Annotated in this window: 23 protein-coding genes; 14 read left to right on the top strand and 9 right to left on the bottom strand. The window is 43.7% G+C overall.

Annotation, left to right across the window (positions count from 1 at the left end; all coding sequences use genetic code 11):
- Positions 1 to 16 precede the first annotated feature (16 nt).
- Entirely contained in the window at positions 17 to 814 is a 798-nt protein-coding gene (locus tag CLV51_RS07275) for a 1,4-dihydroxy-6-naphtoate synthase (RefSeq protein WP_106527305.1), read from the top strand.
- 384 nt (positions 815 to 1,198) lie between these two features.
- On the opposite strand, the gene CLV51_RS07270 is transcribed toward CLV51_RS07275, so the two are convergent.
- From CLV51_RS07270 to CLV51_RS07230, 9 genes are all read right to left on the bottom strand, one after another.
- Positions 1,199 to 2,038, bottom strand: a complete 840-nt coding sequence (locus CLV51_RS07270; RefSeq protein ID WP_106527304.1) for an aminotransferase class IV — start codon at positions 2,036 to 2,038, stop codon at positions 1,199 to 1,201.
- A 135-nt stretch (positions 2,039 to 2,173) separates the two neighbouring features.
- Complete coding sequence (locus tag CLV51_RS07265) at positions 2,174 to 3,559, bottom strand: DUF5723 family protein (RefSeq protein ID WP_106527303.1); 1,386 nt, start codon at positions 3,557 to 3,559, stop codon at positions 2,174 to 2,176.
- A gap of 165 nt (positions 3,560 to 3,724) precedes the next feature.
- Complete coding sequence (locus CLV51_RS07260; RefSeq protein ID WP_106527302.1) at positions 3,725 to 4,381, bottom strand: 3-oxoacid CoA-transferase subunit B; 657 nt, start codon at positions 4,379 to 4,381, stop codon at positions 3,725 to 3,727.
- A gap of 50 nt (positions 4,382 to 4,431) precedes the next feature.
- A complete protein-coding gene (locus tag CLV51_RS07255) occupies positions 4,432 to 5,124 on the bottom strand; it encodes a CoA transferase subunit A (protein ID WP_106527301.1) in 693 nt (230 codons plus the stop codon).
- Positions 5,125 to 5,142: 18 nt separating this feature from the next.
- Positions 5,143 to 5,631: a DUF4296 domain-containing protein gene (locus CLV51_RS07250; protein WP_106527300.1), complete on the bottom strand. Its 489-nt coding sequence runs from the start codon at positions 5,629 to 5,631 to the stop codon at positions 5,143 to 5,145.
- Positions 5,632 to 5,702: 71 nt separating this feature from the next.
- Positions 5,703 to 6,632: a type IX secretion system protein PorD gene (gene porD, locus CLV51_RS07245; protein ID WP_106527299.1), complete on the bottom strand. Its 930-nt coding sequence runs from the start codon at positions 6,630 to 6,632 to the stop codon at positions 5,703 to 5,705.
- Positions 6,625 to 7,845, bottom strand: coding sequence for a bifunctional phosphopantothenoylcysteine decarboxylase/phosphopantothenate--cysteine ligase CoaBC (gene coaBC, locus CLV51_RS07240; protein ID WP_245898646.1), 1,221 nt, complete (start codon positions 7,843 to 7,845; stop codon positions 6,625 to 6,627). Before coaBC ends, porD begins: the two co-directional genes overlap by 8 nt.
- A gap of 100 nt (positions 7,846 to 7,945) precedes the next feature.
- A complete protein-coding gene (locus tag CLV51_RS07235; protein WP_106527298.1) occupies positions 7,946 to 8,287 on the bottom strand; it encodes a DNA-directed RNA polymerase subunit omega in 342 nt (113 codons plus the stop codon).
- Positions 8,256 to 9,086 carry an outer membrane protein assembly factor BamD gene (locus CLV51_RS07230; protein ID WP_106527297.1) on the bottom strand — a complete coding sequence of 277 codons (831 nt, stop codon included), beginning with the start codon at positions 9,084 to 9,086 and terminating at the stop codon, positions 8,256 to 8,258. Before CLV51_RS07230 ends, CLV51_RS07235 begins: the two co-directional genes overlap by 32 nt.
- A 458-nt stretch (positions 9,087 to 9,544) precedes the next feature.
- On the opposite strand from CLV51_RS07230, the gene mraZ reads away from it, so the two are divergent.
- The 13 genes from mraZ to ftsZ all read left to right on the top strand — a co-directional run bounded on the left by mraZ (position 9,545) and on the right by ftsZ (position 26,363).
- A complete protein-coding gene (gene mraZ, locus CLV51_RS07225; protein WP_245898645.1) occupies positions 9,545 to 10,051 on the top strand; it encodes a division/cell wall cluster transcriptional repressor MraZ in 507 nt (168 codons plus the stop codon).
- Between the two features lie 9 nt (positions 10,052 to 10,060).
- A complete protein-coding gene (rsmH, locus tag CLV51_RS07220; protein WP_106527295.1) occupies positions 10,061 to 10,972 on the top strand; it encodes a 16S rRNA (cytosine(1402)-N(4))-methyltransferase RsmH in 912 nt (303 codons plus the stop codon).
- A gap of 100 nt (positions 10,973 to 11,072) precedes the next feature.
- Positions 11,073 to 11,450: an FtsL-like putative cell division protein gene (locus tag CLV51_RS07215; RefSeq protein ID WP_245898644.1), complete on the top strand. Its 378-nt coding sequence runs from the start codon at positions 11,073 to 11,075 to the stop codon at positions 11,448 to 11,450.
- A 247-nt stretch (positions 11,451 to 11,697) separates the two neighbouring features.
- A complete protein-coding gene (locus tag CLV51_RS07210; RefSeq protein ID WP_245898668.1) occupies positions 11,698 to 13,773 on the top strand; it encodes a penicillin-binding protein in 2,076 nt (691 codons plus the stop codon).
- Positions 13,774 to 15,240: a UDP-N-acetylmuramoyl-L-alanyl-D-glutamate--2,6-diaminopimelate ligase gene (locus CLV51_RS07205; RefSeq protein ID WP_106527293.1), complete on the top strand. Its 1,467-nt coding sequence runs from the start codon at positions 13,774 to 13,776 to the stop codon at positions 15,238 to 15,240.
- Positions 15,241 to 15,330: 90 nt separating this feature from the next.
- Positions 15,331 to 16,590 (top strand): phospho-N-acetylmuramoyl-pentapeptide-transferase, encoded by a 1,260-nt coding sequence (mraY, locus tag CLV51_RS07200; RefSeq protein WP_106527292.1) that lies wholly within the window; start codon positions 15,331 to 15,333, stop codon positions 16,588 to 16,590.
- A gap of 30 nt (positions 16,591 to 16,620) precedes the next feature.
- On the top strand, positions 16,621 to 17,961 hold the full coding sequence (gene murD / locus CLV51_RS07195; RefSeq protein WP_106527291.1) for a UDP-N-acetylmuramoyl-L-alanine--D-glutamate ligase: 1,341 nt from the start codon (positions 16,621 to 16,623) through the stop codon (positions 17,959 to 17,961).
- Between the two features lie 136 nt (positions 17,962 to 18,097).
- Complete coding sequence (locus CLV51_RS07190; protein WP_170115323.1) at positions 18,098 to 19,294, top strand: FtsW/RodA/SpoVE family cell cycle protein; 1,197 nt, start codon at positions 18,098 to 18,100, stop codon at positions 19,292 to 19,294.
- 37 nt (positions 19,295 to 19,331) lie between these two features.
- Complete coding sequence (murG, locus tag CLV51_RS07185) at positions 19,332 to 20,423, top strand: undecaprenyldiphospho-muramoylpentapeptide beta-N-acetylglucosaminyltransferase (protein ID WP_106527290.1); 1,092 nt, start codon at positions 19,332 to 19,334, stop codon at positions 20,421 to 20,423.
- A gap of 24 nt (positions 20,424 to 20,447) precedes the next feature.
- Positions 20,448 to 21,797 carry a UDP-N-acetylmuramate--L-alanine ligase gene (murC, locus tag CLV51_RS07180; RefSeq protein WP_106527289.1) on the top strand — a complete coding sequence of 450 codons (1,350 nt, stop codon included), beginning with the start codon at positions 20,448 to 20,450 and terminating at the stop codon, positions 21,795 to 21,797.
- A gap of 17 nt (positions 21,798 to 21,814) precedes the next feature.
- Positions 21,815 to 22,897: a cell division protein FtsQ/DivIB gene (locus CLV51_RS07175; RefSeq protein WP_146151240.1), complete on the top strand. Its 1,083-nt coding sequence runs from the start codon at positions 21,815 to 21,817 to the stop codon at positions 22,895 to 22,897.
- Complete coding sequence (gene ftsA / locus CLV51_RS07170) at positions 22,894 to 24,297, top strand: cell division protein FtsA (protein WP_106527287.1); 1,404 nt, start codon at positions 22,894 to 22,896, stop codon at positions 24,295 to 24,297. The genes CLV51_RS07175 and ftsA overlap by 4 nt, the downstream gene beginning before the upstream one ends.
- A gap of 173 nt (positions 24,298 to 24,470) precedes the next feature.
- Positions 24,471 to 26,363, top strand: coding sequence for a cell division protein FtsZ (gene ftsZ / locus CLV51_RS07165; RefSeq protein WP_106527286.1), 1,893 nt, complete (start codon positions 24,471 to 24,473; stop codon positions 26,361 to 26,363).
- The last annotated feature ends 39 nt before the right edge of the window (positions 26,364 to 26,402 follow it).

Here is a 26,402-nt window from a genome sequence, read left to right as displayed (position 1 = left end):
AAAATTTTGATTGTATATGCATTTATCTTTAGGTTTTTCACCTTGCCCAAATGATACTTTCATTTTTGACGCACTGGTAAATAATAAAATAGACACGCAGGGCTTTACATTCGATACGCACCTGGAAGACGTGGAAACACTCAACAACTGGGCAATACAGGGTAAACTGGCCGTTACTAAACTGAGCTTCGCAGTATACCTGAAAGTAAAAGATCAGTATGAACTGCTCAATAGCGGCAGTGCGCTGGGTCGCGGTTGTGGCCCCCTCCTCATTGCTAAAAGAGATATCTCTAAAGAAGAAATCAACAACCTGAAAATCGCTATTCCCGGCGAAAACACCACCGCTAACCTCTTGTTCTCTATCGCTTTCCCGGAAGCTAAGAACAAAAAAGTGATGAAGTTTTCAGAAATAGAAAATGCTGTGCTAAATGGTGATGCAGATGCAGGTGTGATCATCCATGAAAACCGTTTTACCTATCAGCTGAAAGGCCTGGTAAAACTAATGGACATGGGCGAATTCTGGGAACAAACTACCGGCAACCCTATTCCTTTAGGCGGTATTTTTATTCGTAAAGATGTACCGGCAGCTACCCGCGCACAACTGGATACACTCATTCATAAAAGCCTGCAATACAGCTACACTACCTATCCGCAACTCTCTGATTATGTGAAATCACATGCACAGGAAATGGATGAACAGGTGATGCGTCAGCATATTGATTTGTATGTAAATGATTTTAGCCTGGACCTTGGCAAAGAAGGAAAAGCCGCTGTAGAAGCCCTGATGGAAGCAGCAGCGAGCGTTCGCGTGTAAATTGTCTGAACTGTGATTTTTATGATTAATATGATTATCCTGATGAGCGAAGATTAGTGCGGATGTTGTCTGAACCAGGATTTTTAAGATTGAATGGATTACCCTGATGGATGTTATGTTGTTTTGTCCGAAAGATATAAGCAAATATCCTCGCTGAAATCTTCCGCACCCATCAGGGTAATCTGTAGAATCCTAAAAATCCTGGTTCAGACAACATCCGCACTAATCTTCGCTCATCAGGATAATCATATTAATCATAAAAATCACAGTTCAGACTATTGGAAAATGTTTCTCACCTGCTATAAATCCCATCTCTTTTAATTTTAATGAAGGAAATTTTATCGGTGATTATTTATGTAGGTGAGAGGAATATTTTTAATAGCGCTACAACATTCCTTCATGCAGTACTTCATGTAAAATAGCAGCAGTAGCATTTCCATAGCTGCTATCACGGAAAAGGCCCACCCAGCGGATACCATAGATAGCGTTCGTTAAAAATATTTCATCCGCATTTTCCAGGTCTTCAATAGTAATGGGTTTTTCTTCTACTTTAAAAGGCAGTTCTGTTTTGAGCAGGTGTTTACGCATCACGCCGCATACACCGCCATCAGACAAAGGGGGTGTATAAATTACTTTATGATGCACCACAAAAACATTAGCAATGGTACTATCCGCTACACGGCCATATTGATTCAGGAGAATGGCTTCATTCAGGCGATGCTGTTTCGCATACATGGCTGCCATTACGTAAGGGAGACAGTTATTGGATTTGATAGAAGACAACTTATCACAGCTCTTTTTTACATCCGGAAATATATCTATTACCAATCCGTTCTCATTTAATTCCAATACTGTTTTACTCAGCTCCCAGCATTGAATAATGTAGTTGGGTAAATTATTAACAGGGTCGTACAATCCCCCGTCAGAGCGGAATATAGCCAGACGCACACGCGCCAGATGCGTTATGTTATTCTTGTTACAAAGATCAATGATTTGTTTAACAAAAAAGGCTTTGGTAAAATGCGGGGGGATATCAAAATGCAGCAGGTGAAGACTGGCGAGTAATCGCTCAAAGTGAAGATCTGCCAGCATTACATTACCCTGATATACTCTCAGGGTTTCAAAAAATCCATCCCCGTATCTAAATGAACGATTGTCTGCAGTAAAAATCGGGTCAGCTGCGGGAATGTATTTACCGTTATAACATAGAAATCCAACTTGCACCTCGAACTATTTTAGCAAGTTGTAAGATACCGATTATTTAGGGATTTTCGAATGTAGAGATGTAGATATTTTGTTTTCAAAATACATACTTCACTGAAACAAAATATCTACATCTCTACATAAAAAAACTATAAATTATTTACGTTGCTGTAATCCACCAACACGGAAGCCTATAAAGCCATCCAGCTGATGAGAAGAACCAAATAATGCGCTCAATACACTGCCGGAACCCACAAATAATGGACCTACACGGAAGCTCGCACCTGCGTTTAATTTAGACAAAGCATTGTAACTGATTGGCAGGAAGCAACCGAATACTTTGCCATCATAACGCGGCGTAACACTGAAGCCACTGTAATACTGTGTATTATAAGGCTTGTTGTTACCACTTGTCAGCGCCAGTTGTACACCCATATTTACATAAAAAAAGTGGTGAATATGGTAATCGCCATCCAGTTGCAAAGTGGTAGGTAAACTGACAGAATAAGTAGATTTATTATTGTCTGCAGATGGTGTGAAATAAGGATATTTACTCAATTCTGATTTGTAGTTATCCAGTTTTACGCCATCTAAATTTTTAAGGGAAAATTGTTGACCTGCCGGAATACCTATTTCAAAGGCACCACTACGTAGCATATCTCTCTGGTACCTGATTTTACCGAAATCTACCAGTGACAGGCCGAAACGAAATTTGTACTTACCGGAGCCGCTTTCATTAGCCGGACGGTATTCATATACCATGCCCAGGTCAGCACCAAAACCATGACCGGTAGCGTGCATAGCATCACTGGCATTAAAATCAGATAAATTAATACCTGAGAAATTCATGCCTATACGTCCGGAAGCATTGGTCAGATAAGCATCCTGCTTGACTTTATCTACATCCATAGTAGCATGCAGCTTGTCGATGTTCATGCTCCCGTTACCTGCACCCGACAGGTATTTCAGGGTAACCCCTGCTTTCAGGAAGTGTGGTCCTGCGCTGATCACTTCACGTGCAGCAGATACGCCATATTCTGCCCAGGCATTCACCGCCACACGCATATTGTCGTTAGACGCAATGTTATAAGGCAGCGACACATCAGTACCGGAAAAACTGTTCATTACTTTGTCAGCCAGCTTGCCATTGAGATCTGTAACATTGGCTACCGCCCTAACGCGGGTAGATACCGCGAAAGTGAACTTTTTCACATTGAACATAAAGGACGGCAAATGAACACTTGCATTTACTAACGCTTTAGTCAGCCCTGTACTTTGTCCAAACAACTGGTTCCTGATAGTGTCTCCGTTAAATGAAGAACCCACATCTCCCAGCTTATATTTCAGCTGGTTGTTGGAAATACCAACATTCACAGCTACCAGGTTAACGTCCCAGCTATAGCGGCTATTGGCAATGTTAGCAGGGTTGGAATAAACACTGTTCACACCTGCATAATTACTTGTACGAAACCCCGGAAAATCCTGGGCGTGCAAAGAAAGTGTACCGCATGACAGTAACAGGAATGTAGAAATCCTCTTCATAAATCTATTGTAGGTTAAGAATTAATAACAGCATCAATAGTTTAAAGATACAAGAATATAAATATTAAAATTAATATATAAGTATATAAAAGGTCTTTCAGAAAAATAAAATGCCCTACCTCACTATAAGTGAGATAGGGCACGGTAATGTATATACGTAGTTATTTAAAATTTCATTTCCGGGATATCTCCTTCGATGATCAGCTTACCTGCGGTTTTAGATCTGATCTCTTCCACACTTACACCAGGCGCCCGTTCCAGTAGTTTAAATCCTGCCGGTGTAACATCCAGCACAGCGAGATCCGTCACTATTTTTTTCACGCAGTTTACACCTGTAAGCGGGAGCGAACACTGTGGCAGCAATTTGCTTTCGCCTTTGGGATTTGTGTGCATCATTGCTACAATAATATTCTTCGCAGAAGCCACCAGGTCCATAGCGCCACCCATCCCCTTTACCATTTTACCGGGAATTTTCCAGTTGGCGATATCACCATTATCAGATACTTCCATAGCACCTAATACAGTCAGATCTACTTTACCGGCGCGGATCATACCAAAACTTTCGGCAGAATCGAAGAAGCTGCCACCTGCCAACAATGTCACCGTTTCCTTACCGGCATTGATCAGGTCTGCATCTACATCTTCTTCCGCAGGATACGGGCCCATACCCAGTAACCCGTTTTCTGACTGCAGCATAATAGAAATACCGGCAGGGATGTAGTTAGACACAAGTGTAGGAATACCTATACCCAGGTTTACATACATGCCATCCTGCAATTCCTGCGCTATTCTTTTGGCAATGCCATATTTATCGAGAGGCATAAAATTTCAGATTTGAAGAGTGGAAAATTTGATGAACGAAGGGTGAGCACCTACATTTTTACTGTTTTACGTTCAATCCGTTTTTCATAGTTGCCGCCCTGGAAGATGCGGTGCACGTAGATGCCCGCCACATGTATATTATCAGGGTCCAGCTCTCCGGGTTGCACCAGCTGCTCTACTTCGGCAATGGTGATCTGTCCGGCTTTAGCCATAGAAGTGCTGAAATTGCGCGTGGTTTTGCGGAATACCAGGTTACCCAGCGTATCCCCCTTCCAGGCCTTTACGATCGCAAAATCCGCGTGCAGTGCCAATTCCATGAGATGCTGTTTACCATTAAATTCGCGCACTTCTTTGCCTGCGGCAATTTCGGTTCCATAACCGGCGGGGGTAAAAAAAGCGGGAATACCCATACCAGCCATCTGGATGCGGGTGGCTAAAGTACCTTGTGGAATCAGGTCTACTTCCAGCTCACCAGCGAGCAACTGTCTTTCAAATTCTGCGTTTTCGCCTACATAAGATGACATCATTTTCCGGATCTGCCGTGTCTGTAACAGCTGTCCCAGTCCGAAGTCATCTACGCCGGCATTGTTGGAGATACAGGTAAGCTGCTTAATACCCTTGCGTACCAGCGCAGCAATACAATTTTCCGGAATTCCACACAAACCAAATCCTCCCAGCATCATCACCGCGCCATCCCGGATATCATGTATGGCTTCGTCTGCATTTGCTACTACTTTGTTCATGTTTTGGTGTTTTATATATTAGGGCTGCCGTTTCACGAAAGGCCGTATGGTATCGGTTTTCGGCAACAGGATCACGCTATCTGCGTATGGGAAAAGGGCCTTTGCACGAAAACGGATAGGAGCATTTTCATCAATCGGATTACCCAGTTTACTTTTTCTGCCGGAGATATCTGACTGCACCAGCTGGAATACTTCTTTCATCCTGTTAGGATGACTCTCATAGTATTTATAGCTACTCATAAATTCTGTCACGCTAACTTTATGCAGATCCAGTATCTGCTTGTACAGGATCTTTACTTTTTCCTGCCGGAGAGAATCGGATGATGGCAAATGCACGGCTTCCATCTGTACTTCATTACTATAAGCATCTGCCATAGACATATCTGCTAAAATGGCACTCATTTTTTGTTTGGGTATAATATTGCGCGGCACATTATCACCGTCACCGCAGGCGAACAAAAACAATAATAATACTGCCAGGGCAGTGAGTTTCGTAATATTCTTCATTGTAACTTTTAGCTTTTAGCCATCAGTGGTTAGTTAATAGCTAATAGCTAATAGCTAACAGCTAACAGCTGTTACTTCATCTGTTGATATTTCTGCGCATTGGGTATATCCATCTGTGACAACAACTCCGCTGCACGGCTTTTTTCCTGTGGCATCGCTTTGGAAAAAAGCTTCAGCAGTTCATCTGATTTGGCAGTGAAAAATGCCTGTACCAGCATCGTATTGGGCACATCCTGATGAATAGCATACATCAGGTTCAAACAATTCATGATAGCAGCACGACCTTTATTCACATCGTCATACATCACATCCAGTCCCATGCGATGGTATTGGTACATCACATCATGAAAAGGCATGAACTTGGCATTCAGCAGATTATCCTGCAACCAGTACCGGTTACGGTTACCTTCGAAAGCTTTCCATCCGGTGATATCTTTCCCGTCTGGTGCATTATTCACAATATTGAGTGCTTTCTTAAAATACAGATCTCCTCCACGTGGAGAAAAAGAATCATAGTCCAGCCCCAGGATGATATCCACATAATACGCCATAATAGCCGTGAGATTGGAGGCCAGCGGATCATTACCCACCACCCTGTTATCACTGAATTCCAGCGGCTGAAATTCTGCATAACGGAATACGATGTTATTATCCTGCAGGTTAAGAAGACTGGTAACATAACTACTGTTGAAAACCGGTCTGGTAGCCTGTATAGTAAGACTTGCCTTATAAGTATCACTACCGGTGGTACCGGTTACATTCAGCAGAAAATTGCACTCAATGCGCTCTGCCGGTGTAAATGCATCGTTGGCCCAGTGACGGTTATTCAGGAATTCTTTGAGGGCAGTTTGCAGCGTAACAAATATTTTTTTGTCGACGCCCTGTACCTGGTTGGCTACTACCGTTACGTTGGCCCTGATTTCCTGTGCATGAACAGGACGGCAGAAGGATAAAACCAGTGCGCCGGTGAGGAGCACGGTGTAAAAAAAACGATTAGGCATGTTGCAGTTCGATTATAGCGGAAACAATATCCTGTGCCACGGCTTGTTTTGACTTCAATGGAAAATTGCTTTCTTTTCCATCGCGGTCAAACAGCGTTACCTTATTGGTATCATAATTAAAGCCAGCACCCGCATCTGCCAGGGAATTCATCACAATCATGTCCAGGTGCTTTTCACGTAATTTCTTCAGTGCATATTCCTTTTCATTGTTCGTTTCCAGGGAGAAGCCGATCAGCAATTGCTGTGGTCCTTTACTGTCGCCCAATGTACGCAGGATATCAGGTGTTTTTTCGAGATCAATATGCAGCTGTGCTTCGCCCTTCTTGATCTTTTTGCCGGCCACATTTACTGGCCGGTAATCCGCCACAGCGGCGGCGGCCACCACAATATTAGCTATCGGATAGATCTTCATTACCTGGTCAAACATTTCCTGGGCAGTTTGTACCCGGATCGTTTCAATACCTGTATGTGTTGTTTGCCGGGAAGTGGGTCCCAGTATCAGTTTCACCCGGGCGCCGGCATCTGCGAGGGCTTCCGCCACTGCGATGCCCATCTTTCCACTGGAGTGGTTACTGATGTATCTTACGGGATCAATATGTTCAATAGTAGGTCCGGCTGTAACTACCACAATTTTATCGTGTAGTGGCTGTGGCGCGGCTGTTTGACTGAAATGACGTTGCAGCCAGGCAACCATTTGTTCAGGTTCTGCCATACGGCCTTCTCCAAACAGGCCACTGGCCAGTTCTCCCGTGGCTATTGGTATCTGCTGATGTCCATAGGACTGCAGTTTTTCCACATTGCTGCGGGTAGCCGGATGATGCCACATATCTTCATCCATGGCCGGTGCAAACATAACCGGGCAGGTAGCAGAGAGGTAGGTAGCCAGCAACAGGTTATCACATAATCCCAGCGCCATTTTAGCGATGGTATTGGCAGAAGCAGGGGCGATGAGCATTACATCCGCCCAGCGGCCGAGCATTACATGGTTATTCCAGCTGTTATGATCACTGATATGGAGTGGCACCTCATTTTTTGAGAGTGTAGCCAGGGTAAGTGGTGTGATGAAATCAGCCGCAGCGGGCGTCATCACTACTTTTACAATAGCACCTTCCTTCACCAGCAGGCGGATGAGGGTAGCGGCTTTGTAGGCAGCAATACTGCCGGAAACACCCAGGAGGATCTTTTTTCCTTGTAGCATCTTGGTAGCGTCCATGGATATATAAAAACAAAAGCGGCAGAAATCATTCTGCCGCCATGAAATTAATATTTTTATTTTTCGCAATCGCGCACCTCACAAAATAATGTGTGGCGGATTAGCTAAACAAATCGTCGTCGTTCTTGCGGAAATAAATTTTGTTATCCAGAAATTCCTGTGTTGCCTGGATAGCAGGATTTGCCAGTCTTTCGTAAAAACGGGAAATCTCAATCTGCTCCTTGTTCTCATGCACTTCCTCGAGATTGTCAGTATGGCTGGCAAACTCTTCCAGTTTGGAATGGAGCTCCTCTTTCACGGAAATATTGATCTGATTGGCGCGTTTGGCTATCACGGCAATAGACTCATATAAATTACCAGTCCTGTTCTTAATATCGGTAGTATTTTTAGTTTCTACCATTGGATTAAGACTACTGGTTAGACTTCGCTTTAATTTGCTCATTATCCAGTGATTTTATGTTGTTTTGTGCTAAGGTATAAAATTTTTCGGCATCCGGCTTCAATTTGCTGTTCGGATAGTGGTCTGCAAAGTCCAGGTATTCGCCCAAAACTGTTTCGTAGCGCTCCTTTTGCTTCTCCGGAATACTATTTTTAGCATAATTGTAGTAAGCCCTGATGGCCATTATCTTGTACCCATCGCTTTTATCAGAGTCTGGGTAGTTGCGCATCAGGTTTTTGAAGGCAATACCGGCTGCTTTGAAAAAGCCCAGGTTATAGTATAATTCAGCACTGGAATACTCTTTCTTTTCCAGCTTGCGGCGGCACAATTCGATTACCAGGTTAGCTTCTGCCACTTTTTCTGCGGTGGGATAGTTGTTAATGAAGGTTTGCATTGCCGCAATAGCCTTCATGGTATTGGTTTGATCCAATGCTACCTTGGGTGATTGTTTATAATAGCAATAAGCCTGCATATAATCTATTTCCACGGCTCTGGGGCTGTTTGGGAAGATATCCAGGTAATTCTTAAACTGAAATGCGGCCTGAACATAATCCTTTACATAATAAGAGCAATATGCGAAATTATAATACAGCGGCTCAAACTTTTCTGTTCCCTTATACACCTGTATGAGGTCAGTGTAGAGTGTTATCGCCGTATTGTATTTTTTCTTCTGGTACAACTTGTCGGCATACGCCAGCTTCTTTTCAAAGTTGTTGCTTTTCTCTATCCTCCGTAATTCTGTATTACAGGATGTAGATACTATAAGCGCAAGAACACTAATGTACAATAAAAATTTCCGCATAAAAGAGTGGCAAAATTAAGAATTAAATGTAAATGTAAGGCAGAGAGATTTTCAATGCTGTTAAAATTTTGCAAAAGACCGAATTAAATCGTCGAAACAAGAGTTTTCCACCGTCGTTGCGTTTTTGACATTTCTCCCACTGAAAATAAAAAAAGGCGGTTTTTGATCGGAAAAAGGCGCAAAAAAGGCTTCAAATTAAAATTTTTCTTCACGCATAAATATTTCAACGCGCTTTTTTCCCACCCGGGTGCATTTCGCGAACAGCAAGAGGAGTCGATGATCCGATGGATATGAACATCTCAATTAAACATATTAACACATTATCCACATGTATTAATATACAATGCACATAACTGGTGAATAAATGATAGCAGAAGGCCATCTATGGCAGCAATCCCTCCTGTGGAAAAAATTTATAAAGTATTTTTTCGTTAAAAAGTGGGAAAAAGTGTTATTTTGTGTTAGAAAATGGATTTTCAAGGACTTTGCCCCATGGTATGACAGGATTTCTCGGCGAATATGAATCGACGCTGGACGCAAAAGGACGCTTTCTTTTACCTGCTGGATTTAAAAAGCAGCTATCAGACGGGGCCGGAGGACAGTTTGTGATTAACCGAGGGTTTGAAAAATGCTTGTCCCTGTATCCCATGAATGAATGGCAGCCTATTTTTGAGCGTATTAGCAAACTGAATGACTTTGACCCAAAAGTAAGGGAATTCAGGCGCTACTTCTTAAACGGAGCCACCATTCTGGAGTTAGATAGCGCCGGAAGACTGCTGGTACCGAAAAACCTGCTGTCGTACGCCAATCTGGAAAAAGATATTGTGCTGGCAGCAGCATCCAATAAAATCGAGATCTGGGATAAAGGTAAATACCAGGAGTTCTTTGAAAATTTCTCACCAGGGGCGTTCAGTGATCTGGCACAACAGGTAATGGGAGGAGGAGACAACAATATTTCAATTTAAAGGTAGCATATGGGCGAACAAGAATATCACTTACCCGTTCTGCTGCAGGAAACAACGGAGCTTTTACAGATCAATCCCGAAGGGACATATGTAGATGCTACGTTTGGAGGCGGAGGACACGCAAGAGCAATACTGGAGAAACTGGGTGATAAAGGACGGCTGATCGTATTTGATCAGGATGAAGATGCTTACCGCAACAGGATCATAGATGAGCGCGTAACGTTTGTACAACAAAACTTCCGGCATCTGCAACGCTTTCTGAAATTACACAAAGCAGAACAGGTGGATGGAGTACTGGCCGATCTGGGCGTTTCATCGCACCAGTTTGATACAGCAGAAAGAGGATTCAGTACCCGCTTCGAAGGCGATCTGGATATGCGGATGGACACACGAACAACATTTACTGCTGCACAATTGCTGGCCACATGGGGAGAAGCAAGGTTACAACTGATTTTCCAGGAATATGGAGAAGTAACTAACGCCAAAACCCTGGCACAAACAATTGTGAAGCAGCGGAAAACACACCCCATGCGCACTATCACAGAATTTAAATCCGTGATACAGCCCATCGTAAAAGGCAATCCGCAAAAATACCTGGCACAGGTTTTCCAGGCATTACGTATAGCCGTTAACGATGAACTGGGCGCTTTGAAAGATTTACTGGAACAAGCCACCAGTGTATTAAAACCAGGAGGCAGGCTCGCCGTCATTACCTTCCACTCGCTGGAAGACAGGATGGTGAAAAATTTTATGAAGACAGGAAGTTTTGAGATAGCACAGGAAGATCCGTTTGCAAAGGAAACACCCCCTAAATTGTTCAGATTAATCACAAAAAAACCGGTTACCGCCAGCGATGCAGAATTGAAGCTCAATGGTAGATCCAGAAGTGCAAAACTGCGGGTGGCCGAAAAAACATCGTGACACGGTAGTACACCGGCTCACAAGATCCTACCTATCCTATACACATCTGTTTTGATTTGCGTTCAATTTTATATTGTCAATTTTTAAAAAGGCATAGAGCGTGTTGCAGGAAGAAGATATAGATACAAACCAGGGCATTCCGGCTGAAGAAAATACGATTCCCCCGGAACAGCGAAGAGAATGGCGTTTACGCATCAACTATAAAGCGTTGGTGCAAAACATGCCCTTCATTGGCTTCCTGTCCATTCTGGCCCTGATCTATATTGCCAACAGTCACCTCGCTGAAAAAAAAATCCGGCGTATAAATCAACTTGGAAAAGAAATAAAAGAGCTGAAGTGGGAATATATCAATGTGAAAAGTGAGCTCATGTTTCGAAGCAAAATGAGTGAAGTCAGTAAATCTGTAGAGCCGCTGGGACTTAAAGAACTCAGCTCCCCTCCACAAAAGATTGTGCTGAAAAAGGATACAGAAAAATGATTTTAACATTGATACCTGACGCTGCCCGCCTGACATGACCTCAGGTCGGGGATGCTGGTAAATCAAATAATGGCAAGCATCTCAAATACAAATGCAGCCAGTGTCAGGTATCTTCTCAAAATAGCCTTTAGCTGTTAACCGGCCACTTTTAGTAACATAAAAGGACCGGCTAACAGCTAAAGGCGAATAAATTAACAGGTAACTGCTAAAAAACATCGTGGATGTAAAAAAGGACATATTGTGGCGAGTGTATCTGTGCCTGATCGGCATGGCACTGTTTGGCGTGGCCATCCTGGTGAAGATATTCTATATCCAGAATGTACAGGGCACCTACTGGCGTAGCATGGCAGATAGCCTGCACACCGGATACGTAGCGCTGGACGCTGAAAGAGGCACTATCTACTCTGAGGAAGGCAGAATGCTGTCTACCTCTATTCCCTATTTCGACATCCGTATTGACTTTGCAGCGGAAGGACTACGTGATAAAGGTGGTAAAGCATTTAAAGATAATGTAGACTCCCTCGCATACAGGATGTCTGAAGTATTTGGCGACCGTAGCAAAGCTTCCTACAAACAAATGCTGCAGGAAGGATACAAATCAAAAGACCGTTACTTTTTACTGAAAAGAGACGTGCCTTTTAATCAATATCAGGAAATGCGCACCTTCCCGATGTTCCGTCTCGGCAAGAATAAAGGTGGCATGATCGCAGAAACAAAAAGTAAGCGCATCAACCCTTTTAAACTGCTGGCTAACAGAACAATCGGACTGGCCCGCGAAAATTCACAAAGCGTAGGACTGGAAAGAACCTACAACGAATACCTGAAAGGGGTTACGGGTAAAAGACTCATGCGCCGCATTGCTGGTGGCACCTATGTTCCTGTAGATGGCTACGATATTGAACCGGAAAACGGTCGCGATATCATCACCACCATTGATGTAAACATGCAGGACATTGTGGAAACAGCACTCATGAACATGATGGTGCAAAATGAAGCAGATCACGGTACCTGCATCCTCATGGAAGTAAAAACAGGTAAGATCAAAGCCGTAGCTAACCTGGGCCGTCAGCCTGATGGCAGCTACTGGGAAAATATGAACTATGCACTGCAGGTAGGTGAGCCGGGATCAACATTTAAACTGGCGACCGTTATTGCAGTACTGGAAGATAAATACGCTACCATGAATTCCATGGTAAACATGGATGGTGGCCGCTGGCAGGTAGGACGCAGAACGGTATTCGATTCCGAACCGCATCCGGGCCCGCAGAATGTTACCATTAAACATGCATTTGAACTGAGTTCAAATGTAGGTATGGCCAAACTGGCCTACCAGTTTTATAGCAGGCAGCCGAACAACTTTGTAGCACATCTGAAAAGATTAAAGCTGGATCAAAGTACCGGTATCGACCTGGTAGGTGAAGGAAGACCGGTAATTAAAACCACCGCCTCCAAAACCTGGAGCAACACTACCCTGCCATGGATGGCCTTTGGGTACGAAGTGCTGATTAGTCCGCTGCAAACATGTATGCTGTACAATGCAGTGGCTAACAATGGTAAAATGATGAAACCCTACCTCGTCAATTCCGTACAGGAGTATGGCCAGGTAGTTAAACAGTTTGAGCCCACTGTAATGCTGGACAGTATCTGTTCGCAAAGCACACTCAAACAATTACAGGCAATGCTGGAAGGCGTAACAATAGATGGTACCGCAAAAAAATTGCATAACCCATACTACAACTTCGCCGCTAAAACCGGTACTGCACTGGTAGCCAACGGTAACCGCGGCTATGCAGACAAAATCTACCAATCCTCATTTGCCGGTTATTTTCCGGCCAATGATCCGCAGTATACCTGCGTGGTGGTGATCAAAAATAAGCCGCATGCACTGCGTTTTTACGGCGCTGCCATAGCAGGTCCTGTATTCAGGGAAGTAGCAGATAAACTGTTTGCTATCGCTGTAGAAAGACAAAAGCCCATGCAGGCTACCATGCAACTGGATACCCTGCTGGCACTGAAGAACGGTAAAGGTGCAGAATGGAAACAAATACTCAGTACCCTGCAACTGCCTATCCGCGGAGCATTAGCGAATAACAGCTGGGTAAGTGCTAAAGTAACCGATCGGAAAATTACTTTCCAACAGGTAGCACAAACCAAAGGCGCGGTACCTGATGTAACCGGAATGGGATTAAAAGATGCACTGTACCTGCTGGAAAATGCCGGGCTGCGCGTAGTGGTAAAGGGTGCAGGCAAAGTGAAATTACAATCACTTCCGGGTGGAACTAAAATAGGAAACGAACAAACAATCGTAATAGAACTGAGCTAGATGAAGACGCTGAGCGACATATTGTATAATGTAAGCATCCAGGCGGTGCATGGTAATACAGATATTACCGTGAACACGCTCACTACCGACTCCAGGTCCGTTGGATCCGGAGATGCTTTCATTGCGGTGAAAGGCGTACACGTAGATGGACACGTGTACATTGAAAAAGCTATTGCACAAGGAGCCACAGCGGTGATATGTGAAACATTACCAGCACAACTGGCAGATAATGTATGTTATGTACAGGTAACCAACAGCGCTAATACCAGCGGTATCATGGCAGGCAACTTCTATGGCAACCCATCGCATAAGCTGCAACTGGTAGGCGTTACAGGTACCAATGGTAAAACAACGATCGCTACATTGTTATTTCGTTTGTTTACCAAACTGGGATATCACTGTGGGTTATTGTCTACCATACAAAATCAGATAGGCGATACCGTTATACCAGCCACACATACTACACCTGACCCCATCAATTTGAATGCGCTACTCGCAAAAATGTTGGAAGATGGTTGTCTGTATGTATTTATGGAAGTAAGCTCCCACGCTATCCATCAGCAACGCATTGCCGGGCTGAAATTCGCGGGAGGCATCTTCAGTAATATCACCCATGATCACCTGGATTACCACAAAACATTTGATGAATATATCAAGGTGAAGAAATCATTCTTTGATAACCTGCCAGCCGGCACTTTTGCACTCACCAATCTCGATGATAAAAGAGGTACCGTGATACTGCAAAATACAAAGGCCAAAAAAGCAACATATAGTTTGCGCACACTGGCGGATTTCAAAGGAAAGATCCTGGAGAACAATCTTACAGGCCTCGTAATGCTGGTAGGTGAAACAGAAGTACATTTTCGGCTGATTGGTGAATTCAATGCCTATAACCTGCTGGCTGTTTATGGTGCAGCCGTGTTACTGGGTATTGATAAAGCAAAAGTATTACAAGCCCTCAGCGATACGCAAGGCGCTGAAGGCCGGTTTGACTATATCATATCTGACAAGGAACAAATCATTGCTATCGTAGATTATGCACATACACCGGATGCATTAAAAAATGTACTGGCCACTATCAAAAATCTCCGTAAAGGCAATGAGCAGGTGATTACCGTAGTTGGTTGCGGCGGCGACAGAGATACCACCAAACGCCCGGTGATGGGTGATGTAGCAGCAGAAAACAGTGACCGTGTAATCCTTACTTCAGATAATCCCCGCTCGGAAGACCCGGCAGCGATTATTCATGAAATGGAAACAGGTGTACCCGTTCATCTGAAGAAAAAAGTTATTTCCATTACCGACAGGAAAGAAGCCATTAAAACCGCTATCACCCTGGCTAACAGAGAAGACATTATTCTCGTGGCTGGTAAAGGACATGAAAAATACCAGGAAATAAAAGGGGTGAAACATCACTTTGATGATAAAGAAGTGCTGCTGGAAATGTTGAAGATGATGGAGAAATAATTTTTTTAGAAGAGATAAGATACTTAATAATCCAATGACTTAACAGCTTGCCCTCCGCCAGTGGTGGATGACAGGTTACGACTAAAACATATGTTATATTATTTTTTAAATTACCTAAAAACAGAATTTAAGATCAGCGTCATCGGCGGTGGTATGTTTCAGTATATCACTTTCCGTGTAACGATGGCATTATTGCTGTCGCTGATTATTTCTTTGCTGTTTGGTAAACGTATTATTAAGTTCCTGCAACACAAACAAATCGGTGAAACCATCCGTGAACTGGGTCTGCAGGGTGAAAACACCAAAAAAGGAACCCCTACTATGGGTGGTCTGATCATTTTATCAGCCATCGTTATACCTACTTTACTCTTTGCACAAATAGCAAATGTATATATCTGGCTCATCCTGCTCTGCACCGTATGGCTAGGCCTGATAGGCTTCGTGGACGATTACATCAAAGTATTTAAAAAGAATAAAGAAGGACTGGCTGGAAGATTTAAGATCATGGGGCAGGTAGGACTTGGATTGATTGTTGGCTGTACTCTTTACTTTAACAACGATGTAGTAGTATCCCGTGAGGTAATGGGCGCAAAAAAACTGGCACCATATGAAAGACAGATCGTTACCCACCCCGAACGTGTAACCCGCGATGGTCACAGGTTTGTGGATGTTAAAACGCCCATCACCACTATTCCGTTTGTAAAGAATCATGAATTCAATTACTCCAAACTCATCTCCTGGATTCCGGGAGCAGAGAAGTACACATTCATTCTTTACATTTTCATTGTCACCTTTATTATTACAGCCGTTTCTAACGGTGCTAATATAACAGATGGTCTGGATGGCCTGGCAACAGGGGTTTCAGGGATCATAGGTGTTTGTCTTGGCATCTTTGCCTATGTATCCGGTAACATACAGTTTGCAGAATACCTGAACATCATGTATATCCCTAACCTGGGAGAACTGTCCATATTTATTGCTGCTTTTGTAGGTGCCTGTATCGGCTTCCTCTGGTACAATGCTTATCCGGCGCAGGTTTTCATGGGAGATACAGGTAGCCTCGCTTTGGGCGGCATCATTGCTTCCCTGGCGTTCATTGTACGCAAAGAATTACTGATACCCATCTTCTGTGGTGTATTCCTGATAGAGCTTTTATCTGTGATGATACAGGTATCCTACTTCAAATACACTAAGAAAAAATATGGTGAAGGCAGACGCATTTTGAAAATGTCGCCGCTGCACCACCACTATCAGAAAATAGGGTACCACGAAAGCAAAATATCTGTCCGCTTCTGGATCATCACCATCATGTGTGTGGTAGTGGCCATTGCAACATTAAAAATGAGATAACAATTAAAACTAACGTAGAAGAATATACGAATGAAACATAAACTCATCATATTAGGAGCTGGTGAAAGCGGAATAGGTGCGGCCTTGCTGGGAAAACAGCAGGGGTATGATGTATTTGTTTCTGACGGAGGCACAATAACAGATAATTATAAACAGGAACTGGCGGTAAACCACATCTCTTTTGAAGAAGGTCATCATTCCTGGGATATCATTCTCGGCGCAAACGAAATAGTAAAAAGCCCGGGTATCCCTGAAAAATCGGAACTGATGAAAAAGGTACGCGAAAAAGGCATACCTGTAATCTCCGAAATAGAGTTGGCCTACCGTTTCTCGACAGGTAAAAAGATCATTGCCATCACCGGCAGCAACGGCAAAAGCACTACTACAGCCCTCACCTATCACATCTTTAAAACCGCAGGGTTGGATGTGGCCATGGTTGGCAATATTGGTGTAAGCTATGCAAGGCAGGTGGCGACCGCACCGGCGGAGTATTATGTGATTGAAATCAGCAGCTTCCAGCTGGATGACATTAAGGACTTCAAACCCCATGTGGCCATCCTGCTGAACATTACGCCTGATCACCTGGATCGCTACGAATACAAAATGGAAAACTACGTAGCATCCAAATTCAGAATTGCCATGAATCAGACAGAAGAAGATTTCTTCATCTATTGCATGGATGATCCTGAGATCATGCAACATTTAGCGCAGCAACCCATTTATTCAGCATCAATACCTTTTACCATCATGAAACCACTGAAAGAAGGCGGCTTTATTGCCAACGACCAGTTGAACATCGATGTCAACGGAGATCCGGTTATCATGTCCATGTATGACCTGTCACTAAAGGGAAAACACAATTTATATAATTCGATGGCAGCAGGAATTGCAGGCAGAACCATGGATATAAGAAAAGAAAAAATCCGCGAGAGCCTAACCTCATTTGAAAGCCTCGAACACCGGATGGAATATGTGACAACAGTGAAAGGAATAGATTTTATTAACGATAGCAAAGCCACCAACGTGAATTCCGTATGGTTTGCCCTGGAGAGTTTTGACAAACCCATTGTACTGATCATGGGTGGTGTAGACAAAGGCAACAACTACGACGCTATCCGCGACCTGGTGAAAGAAAAAGTGAAAGCAATTATTTGTATGGGTGTAGACAACACGCCTATTGTAGCTGCGTTATCAAAAGATACACCGCTGATGGTTAACACCACCAGCATGCACGATGCAGTGCAGGCTGCATTTAAAGCTGCTACAAAAGGAGATATCGTCATGCTGTCTCCCGCTTGCGCCAGCTTTGATCTGTTCAAAAATTATGAAGACAGAGGACGCCAATTCAAAGAAGAAGTAAAAGCATTATAGCTATTAGCCCTTAGCTATTAGCTGTTAGCTGTTAGAATAAATAGAAGAAGAAGAAGTAGTAGTAGTAGTAGAAAAATAACAACAAAAATAAACAACAAAAAGCAGGCAGCTAAATGCTAACTGCTAAAAGCTACAAATGATAGGTTTGCTCTATAGAACTAAAGGCGATAAGGTTATCTGGACGATAGTGTTTTTTCTATCGCTGGTTAGCTTGTTGGCTGTATATAGCGCTACCGGCTCACTCGCTTACCGCGAAAGGGGCGGCCATACGGAGTACTATCTCCTGAAGCAGCTCACTGTACTGGTAATGGGTTTGCTGATCATCTACTTTGCTCACCGTGTGAATTACACCATTTATTCCCGCGTGGCACAAATTGGCTTCCTGATATCTATACCATTGCTGATGTATACACTGGCCTTTGGTTCACATATCAACGATGCCAGCAGATGGATCAGGCTACCGATCATTAACCTCACCTTTCAAACATCGGATGTAGCCAAACTGGCAATATTCATGTATGTAAGCAGGCAGCTGTCCAGAAGACAGCATATGATCAACGATTTTAAAAAAGGATTTCTGCCTATCATTATTCCGGTGGGTATTATCTGTATACTGATTATGCCTGCCAACATGAGTACAGCCCTGTTATTGGGCGCCAGCTGCATGTTGCTGTGTTTTATAGGCAGGGTGCCGGTAAGGTTCCTCGCTTCTATGGTAGCAGCAGGTGCGGTATTGGTAATGCTCCTGTTTTTTGTGGCAAAAATTACCGGTATGGAAATGCGTACCAAAACATGGGAAAAGCGTATCGACAATTTCATGCATGGTGATCATACAGAAACACCTTACCAGGTACAACAGGCCAACATCGCTATTGCAGGTGGGGGTATTATTGGTAAGGGCCCTGGCAACAGTACACAACGTAACTTTTTACCACATGCCTATTCTGATTATATCTATGCAACGATTATAGAAGAATACGGTATGTTCGGTGCCTTCCTTATACTGGCAGCATATATGATTTTGCTGCTGCGCAGTATCAGGATTTATAAAAGATGTCCGTATGCTTTTGGTGCATTCCTGGCAGTAGGACTAAGTGTAACACTGGTGATACAGGCGTTGACCAACATGGCGGTAAACGTACAACTGTTCCCGGTTACAGGAGTTACCCTCCCATTGGTAAGTATGGGTGGTTCTTCTGTTTTGTTTACCAGTATGGCCATCGGTATCATCCTGAGCGTATCCAGAAATGTGGAAGAGATGGAAGGTAAACAGGCAGAAAAAGAACGTTTGGAAAAAGTAATGGCAAATGCAGAAAACGCTGCAGTGGCTTAATTCGTATTTATAAAGCATTAATAGCAATTAGTATAACATGCAACGCAAAGTGATCATAGCAGGTGGTGGTACCGGAGGACATATCTTCCCGGCGATAGCGATCGCGAATGCGTTGAAAAAAATTCAACCGGATATTGATATTCTTTTTGTTGGCGCAACAGGAAAAATGGAAATGGAGAAAGTACCGCAGGCAGGTTATCCCATCGAAGGATTGGAAATAGCTGGCTTCAATCGCAGTAATATCTTCAAAAATATCCTGCTGCCTTTCAAAATATGGAAAAGCCTGCGCCAGGCAAAGGCCATCCTGCAAAGGTTTCAGCCGGATGTGGTAGTAGGTGTAGGTGGTTATGCCAGTTTCCCGATGCTCAACAGGGCACAAAAGAATGACATTCCTACACTGATACAGGAACAAAATTCATTTGCTGGTAAAACCAATAAGATCTTAGGTAAGAAAGCAAAAAAGATTTGTGTGGCCTACGATGGCATGGAGACATTTTTTCCGAAAGATAAGCTGGTGATGACCGGTAACCCGGTAAGGAACAACATCTCACAATCTGCTGTAACAAGGGAAGATGCACTGCAACACTTTGGTTTGCGTACAGACAAACAAACCATATTTGCTGTTGGTGGCAGTTTGGGTGCTAAATCCATTAACGAAGGATTACAACCGCTACTGGAGAGCATGGTGGCAAAAGACATACAACTGATCTGGCAAACAGGTAAGCCTTATTACGAAACCGCTAAAGCAGCAGCTGCACCATATGCATCGCATATAAAAGTATACGACTTCATCAACGTGATGGACTTTGCATATAAAGCGGCAGATGTAGTGCTATCAAGGGCCGGCGCATTAGCTATTGCTGAATTATGTGTGGTAAAAAAGCCGGTGATATTTGTGCCTTACCCCTTTGCAGCAGAAGATCATCAGACTTCCAATGCAATGAACCTGGTAAACAAAAAAGCTGGTTTAATCATTAAGGATGAGGAAGTAAAAGTGCAATTGAGTAATGTATTATTCAGCCTCCTGCAAAACAGGGCGCTGATGGAACAACTGGAAAACAACATCGGCGGACTGGGAAATCCAAATGCTGACATGGTAATAGCGAAACAAGTACTGGCAATCATTTAAAGCATCAGAGATTCAGAAGAAAATATGGATTTGAATAACATACAACGGGTTTATTTCATCGGTATCGGTGGTATTGGCATGAGCGCCATTGCACGCTTTTTCAACGAAAAAGGTGTGAAGGTAAGTGGCTATGACCGTACCGCTACAGCGCTCACAAAGCAGCTGGAGGCAGAAGGTATGCAGATCCATTACACAGATGATATACATGCAGTAGACGCACAAACTAACCTGGTGGTATATACGCCGGCAATACCGGCGACACATACTGAGTTGCAATGGTACCGTGATAATGGCTATGAAGTGGTAAAACGCAGCGATGTATTGCAGGAAATTACGCGTTCACTGTTTGCTATTACAGTAGCAGGCACGCATGGAAAGACAACCGTTTCTACCATGATCGCGCACCTGCTTACAGATAGCGGATATGGCTGTAACGCTTTCCTGGGAGGCATCAGCGTGAACTATAATAAAAATTTCTGGAGCAGCGATAGAGCAGTTGCAGTTATTGAGGCAGATGAATATGACCGCTCTTTCCTGAAATTAAACCCTGACATAGCGGTGCTGACTTCCATGGATGCAGATCACCTGGATATTTATGGTACACCGGAAGCTATGGAAGATGCTTTTATTGAGTACACACATAATATTAAACCCAATGGCACGCTGATTGCCAGGTTCGGCCTGCATCGCGACAAAGAGCTCAATGCAACAAACAAGTTGTTGTACAGTTTACAAAACGATGTTGCCAACGCTTATGCTACCAATATCCGCATGATCAACGGTGGATATGAGTTTGACATAAAACAGCAGAACTGGGCGATTGATAACATCCGGATGTACATAGGTGGTATGCACAATGTGGAAAACGCAGTCGCAGCTATCACCGTAGCACAACTGCTGGGAATCAGCGCCGATAAGATTAAAGCCGCCATAGGCAGTTTCAAAGGCATCAAACGCAGATTTGAGTACATCATCAAAAATGATCAGCAGGTTTATATAGATGATTATGCACACCATCCGGAAGAACTGCGCGCACTGATCAGCAGCGCGAAAGCATTATTCCCCGGTAAAAAATGCACGGTTATTTTTCAACCGCATTTATTTACCCGCACCCGTGATCTGGCAGATGGCTTCGCAGCAAGCCTTTCACTGGCGGATGAAGTTATCTTACTCCCTATCTACCCGGCACGCGAACTACCGATTGAAGGTGTAACCAGCGAAATGATTGCAAATAAAATTACAGTACCGGTGCAGATACTGCCGAAAGAAGCAATAACAGAATGGCTGCAAAAAACAACCGTTCCGTTACTGATCACTGCAGGCGCCGGAGATATAGATCAGTTAAGAGAACCAATTGGTCATCTGCTTAAATAAAAAATTAAAAATAGATAATGTCCAAAACCAGTAAAATATTAAAAAGACTAGGCATCGTTGTCCTCTGGACAATGGCGCTGGCAGGCTTTGTAGTATTGCTGGCAGCGGCTATACAGGATAAAGATGCAGGAAAATGCAAAAGTATCCAGGTGAAATTTGAAGGGAAAGATGACAACTTTTTCATTGAAACGAAGGATATAAAATCTTTGATTACGAAAGATAAAAACCTGAACCCGGTAGGCAAACCAATTGGTACGATCAACATCGGGCAGCTGGAAAACATTGTAGACCAGGACCCCTGGGTCAAAAATGCGGAAATTTATTTTGATAACCGGCAACAGCTGAATATCAAAGTAACACAACGCGAACCAGTAGCACGGGTGTTCACCTTTTCCGGCAACAGTTTTTATCTCGATGAAGCAGGGGAACATATCCCGGTATCCAATCGCTACGCCGCAAGGGTGCCCGTTTTCACCGGCTTTCCTACGGATGCTGATAAGTTGCAGAAACCAGACAGCCTGTTAACTGCACAGATTGTAGACATGGGAACTTTCATTGGTAATGACCCTTTCTGGATGGCACAGGTAGAACAGCTAATGATCACGGGCGACCGCAGATTTGAGTTTATACCTAAACTTGGCGACCAGGTTATTGCTTTTGGAGAAGGCGTGGACATAGAAAAAAAATTCACCAAACTGCTGGCTTTTTACAAAGAAGGATTGAACAAAGTAGGCTGGAATAATTATACGCGCATCAACATCGCATTTGAAAACGAAGTGGTGTGCACCCGTAAAGATGGCGCAGCTCCGCTGCAACCCGTTATCAAAACTGATAGCTTGAAACTGGGTGGCCCGGATGAACCGCCAATCGCGGACAGCGAAGACTCAACAGCGAATGTATCGGCTGTAAAACCGACACATTCCGAAGCTGCAAAACCGGTGGTAAAACCGGCACCCGCAGCTAAAGCAAAGGCTAAAACGCATACAGAGAAAGTAGTGAAGAAAGCAAAAGCAGCAGCAAAGCCTAAGCAACAACCTAAAGCAGTGTATAAGCCAGGGAATAAATCTGTTAACACATCAAAAAAACAAAAAACGCCATGAATCAGGAAGCTCCCATCATTGTAGGCCTCGACATAGGAACTACGAAGATTGCTGCCATTGCAGGACGGAAGAATGAATACGGGAAACTGGAAATCCTGGGATTCGGTAAAGCTACATCGTTTGGTGTGCAGCACGGTATGGTGCTAAACATTGACCAAACTATAAAGGCTATCAGGCAAGCACTCGAAAATTGTTATGCATCCAACCCCAATCTGGAGATTAACGAAGTATACGTAGGCATAGCCGGTCATCATATAAAAAGTTTGCAAACCCGCGGCGATATTGTACGCAACGACACCGATGCGGAAATATCACAAAAAGATATTGATCAGCTCATCAACGATCAGTACAAAACAGTTATTCCTGCGAATGATCAGATCATTGATGTGATTCCGCAGCAATACATTGTGGACAGTTTGCAGAATATCACCTACCCCATTGGTATGTCGGGGGTGAAGGTGGGTGCAAACTTCCATATCATTACCGGTGATAAAAATGCTATCCGCAACATTAACCGCAGCGTGGAAAAATCAGGTCTGAAAATTCGTGACCTGGTACTCCAGCCCCTCGCTTCTGCTGCTGCTGTTATGTGCGATATGGACTTTGAAGCTGGTGTAGCCATTGTGGATATTGGCGGTGGTACTACCGACCTGGCAGTGTTTTACGAAGGTATTCTCAAACATACCGCAGTAATTCCCTACGGTGGTGAAAACATTACCAACGACATCAAAAACGGCCTCGGTGTATTAAAAACACAGGCGGAGCAGATGAAGGTGCAGTTTGGTTACGCACTGGCTGATGAAGCCAAAAGCAACGCCTATATCACCATTCCCGGCTTAAGAGGTCAGAGCCCCAAAGAAATTTCAGTGAAGAACCTGGCACATATCATCCAGGCGCGCATGAGTGAAATACTTGATTTCGTAGTATACCATCTCAAACAAATCGGTATGGATAATAAAATGCTGAATGGCGGTATTATCCTTACTGGTGGCGGATCACAACTGAAACACCTCATACAGCTGACAGAATATACTACCGGCGCCAGTGCCCGTATAGGTTTCCCCAACGAGCACCTCGCAAGTGGTCACATAGATGAATTAACCAAACCTATGTACGCTACCTGTGTGGGACTCATCCTGAAAGGTTACAATGATTTTGAAAATGATCGTAAAGCATTAGAAGAAAATTATGTAAAAATTAATACAAGCTATCTGGCCAAAGAACAGGCTGCGCAGTCACTTACTCCACAGGACGACTGGATAGAAGAAGCTGCCCCCACCAGCCAGGAAATACAGGACAGGAAAGCAAAAGAAAGAAATGCATCGCTCAAAAACTTCTTAGACAAAATGAAAACAAAGATCATTGACATGTTTACAGAAGAAGAAGATGCTAAACTTTAAAAGGTAAATGGCGCAATTGTTGCAACCAGCAAACGTTTATTAAAATAAGAATTAAGATACGATAATTAATAATGATAGGACCAATGAACCATAGTAACAGTAAAGCATATACGCACTTAATTCTTAATAGTTCATTATTAATTATTCGTACTAACCCATAAAAGTATAGAGTCATGATACATTTTGATCTTCCTAAGGAAAAATCTTCTATCATCAAAGTTATCGGCATTGGTGGCGGTGGAAGTAATGCGGTGAATCATATGTATAGCCAGCGCATTGAAGGTGTAAATTTCATTATCTGCAATACTGATGCTCAAGCTATTGCAAACAGCCCTGTGCCCAATAAAATACAGTTGGGACCACACCTCACACAGGGGCTGGGGGCGGGTGCTAACCCCGAAATCGGTAAACAGGCGACAGAAGAATCCTTTGAAGAAATCAAAAAAATACTGGAGGTGAATACCAAAATGGCCTTCATTACTGCCGGTATGGGCGGTGGCACCGGAACAGGTGGCGCTCCTATTATCGCCAAAATATGTAAGGAATTGGGTATTCTGACCGTTGGTATTGTTACCACCCCGTTTTCTTACGAAGGCAAAAAAAGAATGTTGCAGGCAGATGAAGGCGTTTCCCGCCTGAAAGAATATGTGGATACACTGCTCATCATCTCCAATGATAAATTACGCCAGAAATTCGGCGATCTGAAGTTTAAGGCTGCCTTTGAAAAAGCAGATAACGTACTTGCTACGGCCGCCAAATGTATTACCGATGTGATCAACTCTACCGGTCAGATCAACGTGGATTTTGCCGACGTTTGTACCGTTATGCGTAACGGTGGCGTGGCTATCCTCGGTGCTTCCCTGGCAGAAGGTGAAAACCGCGCACAGAGAGCCATTGAAGATGCATTGACTTCACCACTGCTGAATGATAACGATATCCGCGGTGCTAAATGGATACTGATCAACATCTCTTCTTCTGAAGGCGAATTTGAACACACACTGGATGAAATGGATATCATTCAGGCCTATGTTCAAAGCCAGGCAGGTGAAGATTGCGATGTGATCCTCGGTGTGGGCTACGATCAAACGCTGGACAGACAGCTGGGCGTTACCATCATTGCTACCGGTTTTGAACAAAAACCAATCACACAACAAAAGATCACACCCTCCAACACAGAGCGTGTAGAACCTAAAATTGTGATGCAATTAGGTAAGGACGGTGACGAAAAAAAAATGAGCATGCAACAGGCACAGGGACTTTTGTTCCAGGAGCCGCAAGACCTGATGGCACCACGCCTGATGGAACCAGTAATTGTTCATCCTGAGCCTGGTATGGGCTACACACCATCACAGCCACAGCAGCAGGCGCCCATTGCACCTGCCCGCCAAAACTATGTGCTGAATGTGCAACAGGTACCAGCACAACCGCAGCCGCAGCCACAACCTGATCAACAGCAGATACAACAACAAATACAGCAACAGATACAACAAGCGCAGCAACAGGCGCAACATCAGGCACAACAACTGCAGCTACAGCAATTGCAACAACAACAGCAGCAAATGCAGCAGCAGCAACAAATGCAGCCTGTTCAACAAATACCGCCCGCACACACGCAACAACCGAATGTGAACGTCATTCAGCCACAAGCGGGTAACAGTGCAGGAGGATATTTAAGCAGACCGGCACACATTTATGTTGAACCTGGTAATACACCACCTCCGGAAATGAAGATGGTGTATAAAGAAGATGATGAAGCTGTTAATATACCGCCCGCTCCTCCTGAAGTGCCTATGCAACAAGCATATGAAGACCTGGAAGAACAGAAGCGCAAACAGGCAGAAAGAGTAGCCAAATTACGCAGCATCAGTTTCAATGTGAAGAACATGGACAATAACGCGGAACTGGAAAACGTACCTGCTTACCTGCGTCGCAATGTAAACCTGGATAACAGTGCAGGCTCTGCTGAGCACTTCTACTCCAACTATACAGTAAGTGATCCGGGGCAGAACAACCATACAGAAATCAATACTATCAATACCTTTTTAGATGGGAAAAAGCCTGATTGATGAACACATTTGATTGTTTTTTAGTTGTGTTAAAAAAAA

It is taken from the genome of Chitinophaga niastensis (assembly GCF_003014755.1).
In the GTDB taxonomy this organism is placed as follows: domain Bacteria; phylum Bacteroidota; class Bacteroidia; order Chitinophagales; family Chitinophagaceae; genus Chitinophaga; species Chitinophaga niastensis.
The sequence above is the reverse complement of the archived record's forward strand: the minus strand, read 5'-3'. Positions and strand labels throughout refer to the sequence as shown.